This window comes from Gilliamella sp. B2785, assembly GCF_026537005.1.
Lineage (GTDB): Bacteria > Pseudomonadota > Gammaproteobacteria > Enterobacterales > Orbaceae > Gilliamella > Gilliamella apicola_E.
In genome coordinates this window covers 421,712-437,734 of the sequence record NZ_JAFNNC010000002.1, presented here as the reverse complement: position 1 = coordinate 437,734, position 16,023 = coordinate 421,712, and the positions used below count along the sequence as shown (strand labels likewise).

13 protein-coding genes are annotated in these 16,023 nt (G+C 34.6%); 5 read left to right on the top strand and 8 right to left on the bottom strand.

Annotated elements, in window-relative coordinates; all coding sequences use genetic code 11:
* Window positions 1-21 precede the first annotated feature (21 nt).
* A complete protein-coding gene (gene pepT, locus J3U24_RS04190; RefSeq protein WP_267336660.1) occupies window positions 22-1,251 on the bottom strand; it encodes a peptidase T in 1,230 nt (409 codons plus the stop codon).
* A gap of 21 nt (window positions 1,252-1,272) precedes the next feature.
* Window positions 1,273-2,832 carry an AbgT family transporter gene (locus tag J3U24_RS04185; protein ID WP_065735161.1) on the bottom strand — a complete coding sequence of 520 codons (1,560 nt, stop codon included), beginning with the start codon at window positions 2,830-2,832 and terminating at the stop codon, window positions 1,273-1,275.
* Between the two features lie 392 nt (window positions 2,833-3,224).
* Between J3U24_RS04185 and J3U24_RS04180 the strand changes: the two genes are divergently transcribed.
* The 5 genes from J3U24_RS04180 (at window position 3,225) to J3U24_RS04160 (ending at window position 10,779) form a co-directional block, all read left to right on the top strand.
* Window positions 3,225-5,489, top strand: a complete 2,265-nt coding sequence (locus J3U24_RS04180; protein WP_065562442.1) for an aconitate hydratase — start codon at window positions 3,225-3,227, stop codon at window positions 5,487-5,489.
* Window positions 5,490-5,508: 19 nt separating this feature from the next.
* Window positions 5,509-6,771 carry an NADP-dependent isocitrate dehydrogenase gene (gene icd / locus J3U24_RS04175; protein WP_267336661.1) on the top strand — a complete coding sequence of 421 codons (1,263 nt, stop codon included), beginning with the start codon at window positions 5,509-5,511 and terminating at the stop codon, window positions 6,769-6,771.
* 17 nt (window positions 6,772-6,788) lie between these two features.
* Entirely contained in the window at window positions 6,789-8,144 is a 1,356-nt protein-coding gene (locus tag J3U24_RS04170; protein ID WP_065562440.1) for a citrate/2-methylcitrate synthase, read from the top strand.
* A 138-nt stretch (window positions 8,145-8,282) separates the two neighbouring features.
* On the top strand, window positions 8,283-9,821 hold the full coding sequence (murJ, locus tag J3U24_RS04165) for a murein biosynthesis integral membrane protein MurJ (RefSeq protein WP_267336662.1): 1,539 nt from the start codon (window positions 8,283-8,285) through the stop codon (window positions 9,819-9,821).
* 28 nt (window positions 9,822-9,849) lie between these two features.
* Entirely contained in the window at window positions 9,850-10,779 is a 930-nt protein-coding gene (locus tag J3U24_RS04160) for a hypothetical protein (RefSeq protein WP_065735166.1), read from the top strand.
* A gap of 1 nt (window position 10,780) precedes the next feature.
* Here the strand turns inward: J3U24_RS04160 and dusC are convergent, their stop codons facing one another.
* The 6 genes from dusC to J3U24_RS04130 form a co-directional block, all read right to left on the bottom strand.
* Window positions 10,781-11,731: a tRNA dihydrouridine(16) synthase DusC gene (gene dusC / locus J3U24_RS04155; protein WP_267336663.1), complete on the bottom strand. Its 951-nt coding sequence runs from the start codon at window positions 11,729-11,731 to the stop codon at window positions 10,781-10,783.
* A complete protein-coding gene (locus tag J3U24_RS04150) occupies window positions 11,722-12,501 on the bottom strand; it encodes a molybdopterin-synthase adenylyltransferase MoeB (protein ID WP_267336664.1) in 780 nt (259 codons plus the stop codon). The genes dusC and J3U24_RS04150 overlap by 10 nt, the downstream gene beginning before the upstream one ends.
* A gap of 76 nt (window positions 12,502-12,577) precedes the next feature.
* On the bottom strand, window positions 12,578-13,897 hold the full coding sequence (locus tag J3U24_RS04145) for an amidohydrolase (protein WP_267336665.1): 1,320 nt from the start codon (window positions 13,895-13,897) through the stop codon (window positions 12,578-12,580).
* Window positions 13,898-13,917: 20 nt separating this feature from the next.
* On the bottom strand, window positions 13,918-14,427 hold the full coding sequence (locus tag J3U24_RS04140) for a hypothetical protein (RefSeq protein ID WP_267336666.1): 510 nt from the start codon (window positions 14,425-14,427) through the stop codon (window positions 13,918-13,920).
* 10 nt (window positions 14,428-14,437) lie between these two features.
* Window positions 14,438-15,214 (bottom strand): DUF3100 domain-containing protein, encoded by a 777-nt coding sequence (locus tag J3U24_RS04135; protein ID WP_267336667.1) that lies wholly within the window; start codon window positions 15,212-15,214, stop codon window positions 14,438-14,440.
* A 32-nt stretch (window positions 15,215-15,246) separates the two neighbouring features.
* On the bottom strand, window positions 15,247-15,792 hold the full coding sequence (locus J3U24_RS04130) for a cysteine hydrolase family protein (protein WP_267329996.1): 546 nt from the start codon (window positions 15,790-15,792) through the stop codon (window positions 15,247-15,249).
* Window positions 15,793-16,023: the final 231 nt, after the last annotated feature.

The window sequence follows — 16,023 nt, the reverse complement described above, 5'->3', positions numbered from 1 at the left end:
ATTCCCTCTTGTTGATTATTTTTAAACTTTCGCCGCTAGTTCAATAATTTTCATCGTGACTTCGAATGATTTCAAGAATGATGATAAAGGTAAAAACTCAAAACAAGAATGGAAGTTATGTGCGCCAGTAAAATAGTTTGGCGTGGTGAGTCCTCTTGCTGATAGTGCTGAACCATCTGTTCCTCCACGCATGGCGATAGTATTTGGTTTAATACCTAATAATTCAAATGATTGGTAAATCAAATCAATACAACGACAATCATCACCTAAATAATTAGCAATATTGCTATAGATATCAGTAATTTGACATTCAATTTTTGCTTTAGGATATTTACGACTGATAAAACTAACCACATCTTGAATGTAAGTTTTACGAGCTTCATATCGAGTTAAATCAAAATCACGAATGCTCATTTTTAATGTAGTTGTGCTTTGGTTACCAATAATATCATTAAACCAAAAATATCCTTCTTTACCTTCGGTATGTTCAGGTGTTTCAAAGCTATCAAAACAGTTAATAATATCATTCGCTATGCGAATTGGATTGATTAAGACATTTTTTGCTGACATAGGATGAGCAGATACACCCTCAATTTCAAACGTAACCGAGCCAGCATTGAATGTTTCATAAACGACTTCACCCAATTCACAGCAGTCAATGGTATAAGCAAAATCAGGTTTAAAACGTTGCAGATCCAGTTTTTTGGCGCCATTTAACCCAACTTCTTCATCTGGCACGAAAGCAACATAAATATCACCATGTAGGCAATTTTGCTGTTGCAATTGATCTAACATGGTCATGACAACTGCAATTGCTGCTTTATTATCAGCGCCTAGAACACTGGTACCATCTGTAACGAGCAGCTCTTCATTGAGATACTTCTTCAACTCTGGATGTTCTGCCACCTTAAACCAAATATCTTTGTCTTTATTTAATAAGATATCTTCACCAGTAAAAGTCACCCTTTGTGGATTAATCTTCTCTGACAGTGCGACATCTACAGTATCAAGATGCGCAACAAAGCCAATTTTTGGCGCATTAGGTTGGTTACCGGTTAATTTGGCTGTCACAATACTATGTTCATCAAGGTGAACATCTTGTAATTTCAAATCAATTAACTCTTGTTCAAGTTGTTTTGCTAAATTAGTTTGTCCTGGAGTAGAGGGCACAACTGCCGAGCCAGCTTTGCTTTGGCTTGGAATACTTACATAACGTAAAAATCGTTTAACTAATTGTTCGGTAATATTCATGATTAAAATCCTTATCTGCGATTAACTAGTTATTGGAGGATAGACATAACCACTATCAAAACCGATAGGAAGACCTAAAAACCAAAACAGTAATAAATTTATTGTCAAAGCAATTAAGAGAGCAGCCGTATATGGGATCATCATCGAACTCAAAGTACCCACACCAGTGTTTTTACAATACTGCTGACAATAAGCAATGATCAAAGGATAAAAAGCAAACATAGGCGTGCTAACATTAACTGCTGAACTGATACGATAAGCTGCTTGGGTTAATTCTGGCGAGATCCCCACAGACATAAGCATCGGAACAAAAATCGGCGCTAAAATAGCCCATTTGGAAGAGGCTGAAGTGATTAACACATTAAGCAGACTAGTTAGAATTATTACGCCAAAAATAGTAACAACTGATGGCAAATGTAATGCTTTTAAAAACTCAGCTCCACCAATAGCAATTAAGGTACCAATTTGTGAGTTTGAAAATACATATAAAAATTGCGCACAAAAGAAAGCAAAAACAATAAATGGAATAAGTGACTTAGTAATATTTTCCATTGATTTGACGATATCTCGCGATGATTTAAATGCGCCAGTGATAAAGCCATGAATTAAGCCTGGTATTGCAAAAAATACAAATAACAACGGCACAATAATTTGCATGATTGGTGCTTTGTTACTCGTCATACTACCGTCGGGTGCGCGTAATAAAGAATCTTCTGGTAATAAAACCAATACTAAACCGACAGCAATAATTAAAAAAACAGCTGATGCAATTTTAAATGCTTTATTTTCAATTGGTGAAATCTCAGGAGAATCAGCAATGTTATCTAATTGAATATCATTGTTTAAAGGCATCGTGGCATTTAAGCGAGGCTCAACAATCTTATCTGTAACAAACCAGCAGGCTATCAATACAAAGAAAGTACCACCAAAACTTAAAAAGTAATTACAAAGAACATTGACTTGATATGTCGGGTCAATAATTTGAGCGGCGCTTTGTGTAAAGCCTTGCATTATTGGATCAATAATTGAAGGGGTATAGCTTGAACTAAAACCTCCAGCTAATCCTGCAAATGCAGCAGCAATCCCCGCTAATGGGTGACGCCCTGTCGCATAAAACATCATTGCTGACACAGGCATTAAAATTACATAAGCAGAGTCTGATGCGATATGACAAACCATACTGACAAAAATAACTGATGGAGTAACCAGTTTTTTAGGTGTGATAGCTAATAATTTTTTGAGCAGAACATGAATATAGCCACTGCTTTCAGCAATACCAATACCCAATGTAGCTACAATGGTAATTCCAAGAGGAGGAAATGAGACAAAATTTGATACAAGTTTTGTAAAAAAGGTAACTAATTGGTTGGGTGCTAACATATTCACTACTGCCAGTTTTTCTTGCGTCACTGGATTAATATAATTAAAGCTGACAAAAGAAAGTAATAATGAAGCAACCAGACAAATTATTAATGCATAAAAGAAAAGAGTTGTAACATCAGGAATTTTGTTTCCAATTCGTTCTATTGTATTTAAAAATCCACCAGTTTTTAATGGTGACGTATTTTTTATTTGATTCATGAAAAAAAGTGTAAATATTATTCGGGAAAACAATGTAACATAGTTTAATAATGTAAGTAAACAATGCGTTGGCGCGATTTTAATGACTTAAAAAACCCCGTTCCTCAACTTTTTTTACATTATTTTTACTTATGGGATTTACTAATTTTGAATTTTCTTTAATGTGCATAATATTTAATATTTCGCTAGTATAGAATTCCTGTTAACGATGACATCTAGATTTATTGTTTTTAATCAAAGTTAACAATAAGTATTGCTGCAAGATTGCATAAAACAAAAATAATGCTATATTGTCTGAATATTTAATCATAAAAAAAGAATAAATATTCAATCATCCTGATTGTGAGTAAGGCTCTAAAGGATATTATAATATAAGCAATGGGAGCTTAATTATGGTTTTCGATATTGATTTAATAAAAGATATTTATCAACATTACCCGCAAAAAATTGATCTTATTCGCCAGAAAATTGGAAAACCATTAACCTTGACGGAAAAAATCCTTTATGCCCATCTTGCTGAAGGTGAAGAGCTTAAAGCTTATAAAAGAGGGGAAGATTATGTAAATTTTTCCCCAGATCGTGTCGCTATGCAAGATGCAACGGCACAAATGGCACTATTACAATTAATGAATTCTGGTCGTAAACGAGTTGCGGTACCTTCAACAGTCCATTGTGATCACCTTATTCAAGCTTATAAAAATGCCCATGATGATCTCATCATTGCTGAAAGTAATAACCATGAAGTTTATCAATTTTTACGTGATGTTTCGAACAAATATGGCATCGGATTTTGGAAACCTGATGCAGGAATCATTCACCAAGTAGTGCTTGAAAATTATGCCTTTCCTGGTGGTATGATGATCGGTACCGATTCGCATACCCCTAATGCAGGTGGCCTATCCATGATTGCCATTGGTGTTGGTGGCGCTGATGCTGTTGACGTGATGGCGGGTATGCCGTGGGAACTAAAAATGCCAAAAATTATTGGTGTAAAGCTGATTGGAAAATTATCTGGCTGGTCATCACCAAAAGATGTCATTTTAAAACTAGCTGGCATTTTAACCGTTAAAGGTGGTACTAATTCAATTATTGAATATTTTGGAGAAGGTACTGAGTCGTTATCAGCTACTGGTAAAGCAACAATTTGTAATATGGGAGCTGAAGTTGGCGCAACAACCTCAATCTTCCCTTACAGTAAAAAATCTGCTGATTATCTTGCCATGACTGGTCGTCAAGAAGTAGTGGATTTAGCTAATACATTGGTAGATTGTTTCAATCCTGATAAAGAAATTTTAAAGCAACCTGAAAATTATTATGACCAAGTTATTGAAATTAATTTATCGACCTTAGAACCTTATGTGAATGGTCCATTCACACCTGACTTAGCTTATCCTATTTCAGAGCTTGCTTCTGCCGTTAAAGAACACGATTATCCAGACAATATGGAAGTTGGACTTATTGGATCATGTACTAATTCTTCTTATGAAGATATGATGCGCGCAGCTTCAGTTATTGATAGTGCTAATAAATTAGGCTTAAAAGTAAATGCAAAATTAATTATCAATCCTGGCTCAGAGCAAGTTAAATATACTTCTAAACGTGATGGCATTTTAAGTCGTTTTGAACAAGCAGGTGCTGCTATTATGGCTAACGCATGTGGCCCTTGCATTGGGCAATGGCGTCGTGATGAAGTTGCCGATGAACACAAAAATTCGATTGTCACCTCGTTCAATCGTAATTTTGCTAAACGTAATGATGGTAGCCCAAACACTTATGCGTTTGTTTGTTCCCCAGAAATTGTAGTGGCATTATCAATTGCAGGTAAATTAAGCTTTAACCCACTTACTGACCATCTCATTAATGTTAAAGGTGAAAAAGTGAAACTTCCTGAGCCACTCGGTGATGAGTTGCCAAAACAAGGATTTGCGGTTGATGATGCTGGGTATATTGGGCCAATAGCTGATGGTAGTGCAGTTGAAGTTCGTATCGATCCTCATTCAGATCGACTACAACAGCTTTTACCTTTCACTCCTTGGGATGGCAAAGATATTATTTCGCAACCACTATTGATTAAAGCAACTGGTAAATGTACCACAGACCATATTTCAATGGCTGGAAAGTGGCTAAAATTTCGTGGTCATCTAGATAATATTTCAAATAATATGCTAATAGGAGCGGTTAATGCCTTTAATCAAAAAACGAACTGTGTGTTGGATGCTCAAACGGGAGATTATGTTGAAGTACCTGCATTAGCGCGTAAATTAAAATCACAAGGAATCGGGTCAATAGTTGTTGCTGAAGAGAATTATGGTGAAGGTTCATCAAGAGAACATGCTGCAATGGAACCACGTTTTTTAAATGTTAAAGCCATCGTAGTTAAATCGTTTGCTCGTATTCATGAAACCAATCTAAAAAAACAAGGTATGCTTGCTTTAACCTTTGTCAATAAAGATGACTATGACAAAATTCGTGAAGATGATCAAATTAGCATTACAGGACTCAGTAATTTTGCTCCGGGAAAAAATCTAACATTAACCCTTCATCATCGTGATGGTAGTAAAGAGTCTTTCGCCGTTTCGCACACTTACAATCAAGCACAAATTGAATGGTTCAAGGCAGGTAGTGCATTGAATAAGTTAAAAGAAGAAGTTAAGTAAAATAAGAGGAATAGACAATATGAATCAGCAAGTTTCAATTGAAAATGGACAATTACTTGTCCCAAATCATCCAACGATTCCTTTTATTGAAGGTGATGGTGTGGGTAAAGAGATTTGGCACGCTGCTCGAGCTATTTTTGATAAAGCAATTGAAAAAGCTTATCAAGGTAAGCGTAGTATTCAATGGAAAGAAGTACTTGCTGGTGAGAAGTCGTTTAATTTAAATGGATCATGGCTACCTGAAGAGACCATGAGTGCCTTCAAAAATTATCTTATTGGTATCAAAGGACCATTAATGACACCTGTTGGCGGAGGGATTCGCTCACTAAATGTTGCATTGCGACAAGAATTAGATCTTTATGTTTGTTTGCGCCCTGTCCGTTGGTTCAAAGGTGTTGAATCACCAATAAAGCATCCTGAAAAAGTAAACATGACCATTTTTCGTGAAAATACCGAAGATATATACGCCGGTATTGAATGGCAACAAGGTTCTGATGATGCTGAAAAGTTTTATCATTTTTTATCTGAACAAATGAAAGTAACTAAAGTTAGGTTCCCTAAAACCTCAGCTTTTGGAGTGAAACCTGTCTCAATTGAGGGATCTGAACGCCTAATACGCTCAGCAATCAAGTATGCATTACAACATAAATTACCGTCTGTGACCCTTGTTCATAAAGGTAATATTATGAAATTTACCGAAGGTGGATTTAAGCAATGGGGTTATGAACTTGCGGAAAGAGAATTTGCTGACGCAGTTTTCACCATGAATCAATATGCAAAAATTCAGAAGGCCCAAAGTAAAGCAGCAGCAGAACAAGCATTACAAACCGCTAAAGCAAACTCTAAATTAATTATTAAAGATGTTATTTGTGATGCATTTTTACAAAATACATTATTAAAACCTGAGGACTATTCTGTTGTTGCAACATTAAATCTCAATGGTGATTATGTATCGGATCAGCTGGCTGCCATGGTTGGTGGTATTGGTATTGCGCCAGGTGCTAATATTAATTATTTAACCGGACATGCTATATTTGAAGCAACACATGGTACCGCACCTGATATAGCAGGTCAAAATCAAGCCAATCCATCATCACTTATATTGTCAGGAGTGATGATGTTTGAATACTTAGGTTGGCATGAAGTAGGACAATTAATCACTAATGCGATGGAAAGTTTGTTTCAATTAGGTAAAGCAACAACTGATTTAGCACGCTTTATGCAAAATGGACAATCATTATCAACAACTGAATTTACTCAAGCAGTTATCGATAATTTATAATTCAAAGGGGATGGTTAATGAAAGAAAAGTTCTTGGTTTATAAATTATCGGAAACCATTAAAAATACTAGTAAAATTGAATCGCAGTTATTCGAACAATTTAATGTAAAACGTGGATTACGTAATGCAGATCATACTGGTGTATTAGTTGGATTAACCAAAATTGGTGATGTATTAGGCTATGAACGCTTAGAAGATGGTTCACTAAAACCAATTGCCGGTAAATTATTATACCGAGGAATTGATATTGAAGAGCTGGTTCATAATGCTCAACAAGAGCGACGAACAGGGTTTGAAGAAACTATCTATTTATTATTATCTGGTTACTTACCCGATAAAGAAGAATTACGAGATTTTTCACGTTTACTCTGTGAGTCGATGGCGTTAGAAAAACAAACTAAGATTGCCATAATGGAACTTGAAGGCCATGATGTGATGAACATTTTGGCTAGAACTGTTCTTGAAATGTATACTTATGATCCTGAACCTGATGATACCTCACGTGATAATTTAATGCGTCAATCCATCGATTTAATTGCTAAATTCCCAGCAATTATTGCTTATGCTTACAATATGTTAAGTCATAGTGCTAAAGGTAAATCACTGCATATCCGCCATCCACACGAAGATTTTTCAATTGCAGAAAATTTTCTCTATATGATGAAAGGATCCGGTCGATACACAGAACTTGATGTAAGAGTACTTGATTTAGCCATGATTATTCATGCTGAACATGGTGGCGGGAATAATTCAACTTTTACCGTTCGCGTAACGAGTTCTACGGGTACCGATACTTACTCATCTATTGCTGCAGGTATAGGATCATTGAAAGGTCCATTGCATGGTGGGGCTAATTTGCAAGTAGGAAAAATGCTTAAACATCTTGCCGAAGAGATTAAAAATTGGACTGATGCAGATGAAATTGATGCATATCTACAACGTATTTTAGATAAAGAAGTGTTTGATCGAAAAGGGTTAATTTATGGTATTGGTCATGCGGTTTATACCGTATCAGACCCAAGAGCCATGTTGCTAAAAGAGATGGCCCATAAACTTGCTCAAGAAAAAGGCCGAGAAAAAGAATTTAACTTTCTAAACTTACTTGAGGAACGTGCGATTCATGCAATAGTTAATCGTAAAAATGCCAGAACTAAAAAACAAGTCTGTGCTAATGTCGATTTTTATTCAGGTTTTGTTTATGACATGATTGGGTTACCAAAAGAAGTTTACACGCCACTATTTGCTATGTCGCGAATCGTTGGTTGGTGTGCTCATCGCATTGAAGAACTTAATTTTGATGATCGTCGAATTATACGTCCTGCCTATAAAAACATTGGCGAACTTATGCCTTTTATTCCTTTGAAAGATCGTTGATACATATACCGTCAGTATCATTCTGACGGTGATATTAAAATGGCTGTTTATTAAAAAATCATGGTGATTTAGAACAATAGTTTGTAGACTATGCTTCATTAATCGTTTTTGACTATGTACTTGGTACATAAATCGTATATGAATCTTTTAAAATCTTTAGCTACAGTTAGCTCAATGACAATGGTTTCACGCGTTTTGGGGTTTGTTCGTGATGCTATTATTGCCCGTTTTTTTGGAGCGGGAATGGCTACGGATGCATTTTTTGTTGCTTTTAAACTGCCCAATTTACTTCGACGAATTTTTGCTGAAGGGGCTTTTTCCCAAGCTTTTGTACCGATTTTAGCTGAGTATAAAAATCAGCAAGGCATTGAGGCTTCACGTACTTTTGTGGCTTATATCGCAGGTTTATTAACACTGGTATTAGCTATCGTTACTTTAATTGGTGTTGTAACTGCACCATTTATTATAATGATAACTGCACCAGGTTTTATGCAAGAATCATCAGATAAATTTGAACTTGCAACAATTATGCTACGAATTACTTTTCCTTATATCTTTTTTATCTCACTTGCATCATTAGTGGGCGCTATACTTAATACTTGGAATCGTTTTTCTGTACCTGCATTTGTGCCAACATTGTTAAATATTAGCATGATTGCTTTTACCTTATTCTTAACCCCTTATTTTAATCCACCAGTGCTTGCGTTAGCTGTTTCTGTTGTGGTGGGGGGAGTTTTACAATTGCTATATCAGCTACCTTATTTGAAAAAGATTGGTATGTTGGTTTTGCCTCGTATTAGTTTTAAAGATAGTGGTGTTTGGCGAGTGTTAAAGCAGATGGGTCCTGCTATCTTAGGTGTATCAGTCGGTCAAATATCGTTAATTATTAATACAATATTTGCATCATTTTTGATTTCAGGTTCTGTTTCATGGATGTATTATGCTGATAGATTAATGGAATTTCCTGCAGGTGTACTAGGTGTTGCATTAGGAACTATTTTGTTACCCTCTTTAGCCAAAAGTTTTGCCAAAGGTGACCACAAACAATATTCAGAGTTGTTAGATTGGGGACTTCGCCTCTGTTTTTTATTAGCTTTGCCAAGTACTGTGGCATTAGGTGTTATTTCTAAACCATTAATATCAACCCTTTTCGAGTATGGTCAATTTACTTTAAATGATACTTTGATGACTCAACGCGCATTAGTCGCTTATTCAATTGGTTTGCTTGGATTAATTTTGATTAAAGTATTAGCCCCCGCATTTTATTCCAGACAAGATATTAAAACACCGGTGAAAATTGCAATAATAACCCTTATTTTAACGCAATTGATGAATCTGGCTTTTATTGGACCTTTACAACATGCAGGCCTTTCATTATCAATTGGACTTGCAGCATGTTTTAATGCTGGTTTATTGTTTTGGCAACTTCGTAAGAAGAAACTCTACCAACCACAACCAGGTTGGTATCGATTTTTACTCAAGGTTATTATTGCTGTTTTATTGATGTCAGTAGCGTTGTGGTTTGGAGCTCAGTTATTACCCGATTGGTCTACAGGCTCAATGCTAACTAGAATTGGATATTTATTCTTGCTAGTTATTGTTGGTATTTGTATCTATTTTGGCTCGTTGGCCTTGATGGGCTTTAAAATAAAACATTTTATTAAAAGAATTGAATAAGTTGTGGTATTGATAACAAGGAAGTTAAATGCAAAAAGTATCTTTTTTTAAATTGCCGTTAACAGGATGTTTAGTTTATTTTTTATTTAGCACATTTTTGAATACATCTTTTTTATATTTGCAACACAATGCTTCAATTCCAGATAATATGTTTTGGTATTTCTTTTTTGAATCAGATTTTTTATTTCGGTTTTTATTTGAAAAAAGTTTTATAGAAGCATTATGGGTTTTTGGTCTTTTAGCGGTCTTCTTTTATTCTTTCCATATTCATATTGTTAATAAAGCTAATATAGTTTCACTAATCATTTTAATGTTGATTTATTCAATTATTGCATCTTTCATTGCAATTAATACAAACGTTAAACCCCAAAATTATCACCTTTATTCAATATTATTTAGTTTAGCATTTGCTATTATTCGTTATTCACTCGAAGTCTTGCTTTTGTATTATTTAATTGACTTTTCTAAAATTTATTTTGTTAAAGATCAAAATGAATTTATTTTGACTAAAAAAAATTCCTCTGAAATTCACTTTATTCTTTTTTCTATTTTTAGTGGCTTTATATTGATTAAAGGTTTTAACCTTCTTTATGAACCTCTTTCAAAAAAATTTGATATTTCTAATTTTTTTACTGCTATTTATCTGAGTGCTTTATTATTGGGTCTTGTATTGAGCAAACGATGGTTTCATATTTTTTCTAATAAAGTTATCTATATAAAACTTTTTAAGAGTGTATCAATATCAAATATTTTAATTTTAGCCGTTGTTTATATTATCTTTACCATTATTTATGACAATCCAACCAAATACTATATTGATTTGTTTGATATATTATTTAAGTATATTCGTATATTATTTTTATTGATATTTCTTATTTTATGGATTTGCCTAGTACTTAATAAAATAACTAAATATTATTTTGGTAAGACAAATTTCAAGAGTGCCAAAACCAGTTAGATTAATTATTTAATTTAGTTTTCAAAAAATCACAGATTTCAATTTGTGATTTTAATTGTCTTATTTCAGGAAGTAATACCGATGCTTCTGGATAATGCTGTTTTAAATAAGCTAACCATTGTTTAATTCGAGCAGAATGATAAAGTGGCTTTACATCGTCAATAGCCGTCATCGCATAACTAAGTAGTATTTTTATGACTTCTTGCCAGATTAATGATGAATGTTTATAACGAATTTTATTAGCTAAATTAGGAATATTTAGTATCCCACGGCCAAGCATGATGTCATTTGTTTGGCTATGTTTTATGCAGTTGTAGGCATCTTCAATAGAAAAAATTTCGCCATTAGCAATAACTGGAATGGTTAGTTTTTGTTTTATCTTTCCAATTGTTGACCAATCAATTTTATCAGCTTTATATCCATCTATTTTTGTTCTACCATGAATGACAATTTCATTTGCTCCTGCATTTTCAATTGCTTTTGCAATTTCGTAACAACGGGATTTATCTTCCCATCCTAATCGAATTTTAACTGATAATACGGGATTAGAACCTATTGCTGTTCTAACTTGATTCACAATGTTATATATCTGATTCGGATATTGTAATAAATAAGCACCACCATGGTTGCCTACTACTGTTTTAGCCGGACAGCCAAAATTAATATCTACACCATAAGAGCCTAACTCGATAGCTTTAACGGCATTTTCAGCTACCCATTCAGGTGATTGTCCCAGTAGCTGAATACGTACAGGCGTTCCTGATATTGTTTTGCCATCATTATGAAGTTCTGGGCATAGTCGGAAGAAAGTTCGATTAGATAATTTATGGTTGGTCACTCTTACAAATTCAGTTACACAATAATCAAACTTATTAATTTCAGTTAATATTTCTCGAACATGATAATCAAGCACTCCCTCCATTGGTGCTAAAATAATTCGATTTATTTGCATTTTATGGCCTGTTTAGTATGTTTATTTCCACAAATAATACAATTACTTTGTTTAGCAAATGTAAATTGGTTAAACTCCATCGTCATGCCATCAACCATCAATACTCTCCCAACTAGAGGTTTCCCATACTTGGTAAGTACTTTGATGGATTCTAGTGCTTGAATTGAACCAAACATACCGACTAATGGCGCCATTATGCCTGCTTCAATACAAGTAAGCTGGTTTTGACCAAATAATTGACTTAAGCAATGATAACATGGTTGATCATCTTCATAATTAAATACAGTCAGTAAACCTTCCATTCGAATTGCAGCGCCTGAAACTAAAGGTTTTTTTTCTTGAAAACAGCAACGATTAATTTGTTCACGACTCGTTAAATTATCAGTGCAATCAATGACGATATCATGCTGTTTGATTACTGTCATTAATTCACTATCAACCAGCTTCTGATTAATGGTGTCAATAATCATATTTGGATTGATTTGGCTTAATTTTTGCTTAGCTATATCAACCTTATATTGATTTATGGATTTTGGCGTGTATAAAATTTGTCGATTCAAATTTGATTCGGATATGGTATCAAAATCAATTAAAGTCACTTTGCCTATGCCAGATGCAGCTAAATAGAGGGATGCAGCACAACCTAACCCGCCTAATCCAATAATTAAAACTGTACTGTTTTTTAAAACTTGCTGCTTATCAATATCAAAACCATGCAAAGCTATTTGCCTGTCATAACGAAACAATTCTTGGTCGGTAAGCGTTAACATATGAAGTTATAAAGGTTGATGATGAAGTGGATAGTATAACAAAAACTTGGCACAAGATTGTGCCAAGTTTTTAACTTTATTTGTCAAAACCCGATAGGAATTTTAAATATTCTTCCTTAGACATTAACGGTTTGTAATTCACCATTAATGTTTCGGCTGGTTTCGCATCATCATAGAGCAAATCAATAATGGTACAAGCCATCATTTGAGCAGGGCGAATATAGGCCATATCTTCATCAAATACGGTATAGTCTTTTCCATGTAAAATACCTCTAACCGAACCAATCCAAGGGTGACTTACTGGCATAATATGAGATAGGTCGCCAGTATCTGTACTTCCAGTCATATGTGGTGCGATTGAAACGTTTTCTTCACCAATTAAATTTTCAGCATTTTGCTTTAAAAGGTCATTAAGTGTTGGGTTATTATGTAATGGTAGGTAGCCTGGTAAATCTTTAATTTCACAAGTTGCACCAACAGCCATTGCACCAGCTTTTAATGCTTGATTGATTCTTTCATTCGCATCGATCATTGCAGGAACATTACCTGCTCGTACATAGCTTTCCATTCTTACATCGCTTGGTACAACATTTACTAAGTCACCACCTTGGGTAATAATTGGATGGAAGCGAATATAATCTTTTTCTTGAAAGGTTTCGCGAATAGCATGAACACCCATCATCCCCATCATAGCTGCATTTAAAGCATTTACGCCAGCATGAGGGGCTGCTGCCGCATGAGCTGCCTCTCCCTTATACTTAATTAATTTTCCGATAAAACCATTACTTGTGGTTGAGATTTCAATAAAACCATCCTGACGTTCATTTGGGACGCTTGTTAAATGTATTTGTAATGCCATATCAACATCATCAAAATCACCTCGTGAAATCAATTCTGGTTTTCCGCCAATGTATTTGATTTTGCCTTCTTCAATTAATCGGTTTCGATAGGTAATTTCAACATATTCTTCTGCAGGGACAGCAAATGGTACCACATCCCCGGCTAAAAATTGCATTGCACCTGAGTCAATTAGCCCCATAGTGACAGCCATCATATTAGCGATTTGCGCATTATGTCCACAACAGTGAGCCGCTCCTGAAGTTTCGTCTGCGGCAGGGTGGTCGGCACAAATAATTGCATCGAGCTCGCCAATAATGGCAATGCTATATTTACTTCCTTTCCCACCTTTTAATCGACCTTTAACACCAGTTAAGGCTAATTTATTTTTAAATGGAACACCTAATTTCTCTAAAGCGTCTTCTACTTTTTTAGCTGTTTTATGTTCTTTGTAACCAAGTTCTGGCTCTGACCAAATTGCTTCAGCAATCGACTTGATATCTGCTTTTCGATTTGCAATTGCATCGCAGACTTTTTTCTTTAGTTCTTCTTTAGTCATAAATAAAATCCTTATCCAAATTAGATAACGCCTTCCCAATGTAAAGTTATTTGAGCAATTAGGGCAGCAAAAATAAACGTACCAGAAAAAACAGCTAAAGATACGGGAATGATACGCCAAGATATATTTTTAAATAGCGCAAGATCTTTACCAATCGCTAGTCCCGCATAAGCAAGTACTGGTGTACAAACAGCAAGTAATGAGACTTGATCTGTAATTGCAACGACTTCTTGATGATATGGGAATATCGGTGCTGATACAATAGCAGCAACAACGGATACCCATAGAATTACAGGGAGTTTATTTAAAACAGGTAATTTACTTATTAATAATCCTGCAATAGATATGACAACTAACACAGCTAATGCTTCAAGCGATGGCATAAAATCAATTTTATATTTTACAGTTTCACCTGCTGCCATGATACGAATTAGATTAGACCAATCAATATCGGAGGATCCTACAGTGTTACCTGCTGCCATGATAACGGCTACTAAAATAAGTACAAAAATTGTTTCTAAAATTTTCATATTCGATTCCTTATTTATTGCGACGAAGGCGAGCTAAAGTGTTATACATGAAAGAAGCGAAAGGCAAAGAAAATAGTGTATATATATATATGCCTACAATACCAGACATTAAGTTCGCTGTTGTTGCATAAGCATTGATATTTTCTGATAAGTCAGGATATAAATCACTTATCGGTGCCAATGAAGCAGCCATCATGCTCCCACTACCTACTCCAGCTCCCATTGCTAAAGCATAAGGGTGAAGAATATTCAATTGTGCTATTATGCTTGCAAGGATACTCATCCAAATTGCACCATAAAGAGTCCCACATACATACATAGCCATAACACCTCGTCCTTCAGGTGAATCTAGCCCATATTTATCTGCAACAATAGCTATATTAGGTTCGCGAGCAACAGAGTAGGTTGCACCAACTGCCTCTCTTTTCATACCTAATAACATAGCTAATGGTAATCCTAGTAAAATTGTTCCTGCGAAATGGCCTAATTCTTGAAAAATTAGGGCTAACTTGGCATCGTTTAAAATCATGTCAATTTTAGGACCTACAGCTACACCAAGCTTTGCAATAAGTAATATTAATGTAACCATCATCACTAAACTGGCATGCTGCATATTTTTTTTAGTTAATATTTTTAGCTTTGGTAGGCTGATTACACCGCCGAAGATCATTGCATATAACATTGGATAAACGGCGATAATCCATATTGATTGTTTACCGATTAGTTCGCAAATAATTACTACTAACAGTGCAATTATATGCAATTTATAGTCTCGTAAAACTTCCATTCCTGCTCCTTATTTTAATTTTTATCTATATTTTATATTACGGTTGCCCCTAAAGTGTTTTGAAAGTGTTTTAAAGCCCATTGATGACCGATTGGATCAAAGCTAGCAACTGCATTTTGATGAATAATCAATTTGTAGCCTAAATTATAGGCATCAATCGCTGTGTGTAATATGCAAATATCTGTGCAGACACCAACTAAATGGATTTCAGTAATATGCCTTTCGCGTAAGCGTAGATCGAGATCCGTACCACAAAATGCCGAGTAGTGTCGTTTATTCATCCAATAAATATTATCTGAATTCTGATGTTTTTGATAAAGAGGATGTAAATTACCAAATAACTGTTGCCCAAAAGTTCCAATAATATTGTGAGGGGGAAAGAGTTTATTTTCTGGATGATATTTATCTGAAGGGTCATGAGAATCAATCGCAAAAACGATAAATTGATTATTTTGAATGAATGATTTAGTTAAATTTAATATTTCTGACTCAATTTGTTGCCCAGCAGAACCTGTAGTCAAAGCGCCATCGTCAGCGATGAAATCATTAGTATAGTCAATTGAAATTAAAGCTTTCATATCATATGAGTAATATCCAAATAATACTAAAGCTTAGTAATAAATATCTGATAAGACAAGCTCTTAAATAAATCATTTTAAAAGCTTATCAAGATAAAACGATTTTATATTTATTATCTAATTGAATTTAAAATAGTTTGTAAAAAAATGTATAAAGTAAAATTATTATAATAAATCGAGTATAAATAAATTAAATAGTGATTATTTTCAAACATAGTCTTTATACCCTGA

Coding starts and splice junctions, on each gene's coding strand:
- murJ (WP_267336662.1), top strand. CDS start 8,283: ATGAATCTTTTAAAATCTTTAGCTACAGTTAGCTCAATGACAATGGTT.
- J3U24_RS04135 (WP_267336667.1), bottom strand. CDS start 15,214: ATGGAAGTTTTACGAGACTATAAATTGCATATAATTGCACTGTTAGTA.
- J3U24_RS04150 (WP_267336664.1), bottom strand. CDS start 12,501: ATGTTAACGCTTACCGACCAAGAATTGTTTCGTTATGACAGGCAAATA.
- J3U24_RS04160 (WP_065735166.1), top strand. CDS start 9,850: ATGCAAAAAGTATCTTTTTTTAAATTGCCGTTAACAGGATGTTTAGTT.
- J3U24_RS04145 (WP_267336665.1), bottom strand. CDS start 13,897: ATGACTAAAGAAGAACTAAAGAAAAAAGTCTGCGATGCAATTGCAAAT.
- J3U24_RS04130 (WP_267329996.1), bottom strand. CDS start 15,792: ATGAAAGCTTTAATTTCAATTGACTATACTAATGATTTCATCGCTGAC.
- J3U24_RS04185 (WP_065735161.1), bottom strand. CDS start 2,832: ATGAATCAAATAAAAAATACGTCACCATTAAAAACTGGTGGATTTTTA.
- dusC (WP_267336663.1), bottom strand. CDS start 11,731: ATGCAAATAAATCGAATTATTTTAGCACCAATGGAGGGAGTGCTTGAT.
- pepT (WP_267336660.1), bottom strand. CDS start 1,251: ATGAATATTACCGAACAATTAGTTAAACGATTTTTACGTTATGTAAGT.
- J3U24_RS04170 (WP_065562440.1), top strand. CDS start 6,789: ATGAAAGAAAAGTTCTTGGTTTATAAATTATCGGAAACCATTAAAAAT.
- J3U24_RS04140 (WP_267336666.1), bottom strand. CDS start 14,427: ATGAAAATTTTAGAAACAATTTTTGTACTTATTTTAGTAGCCGTTATC.
- J3U24_RS04180 (WP_065562442.1), top strand. CDS start 3,225: ATGGTTTTCGATATTGATTTAATAAAAGATATTTATCAACATTACCCG.
- icd (WP_267336661.1), top strand. CDS start 5,509: ATGAATCAGCAAGTTTCAATTGAAAATGGACAATTACTTGTCCCAAAT.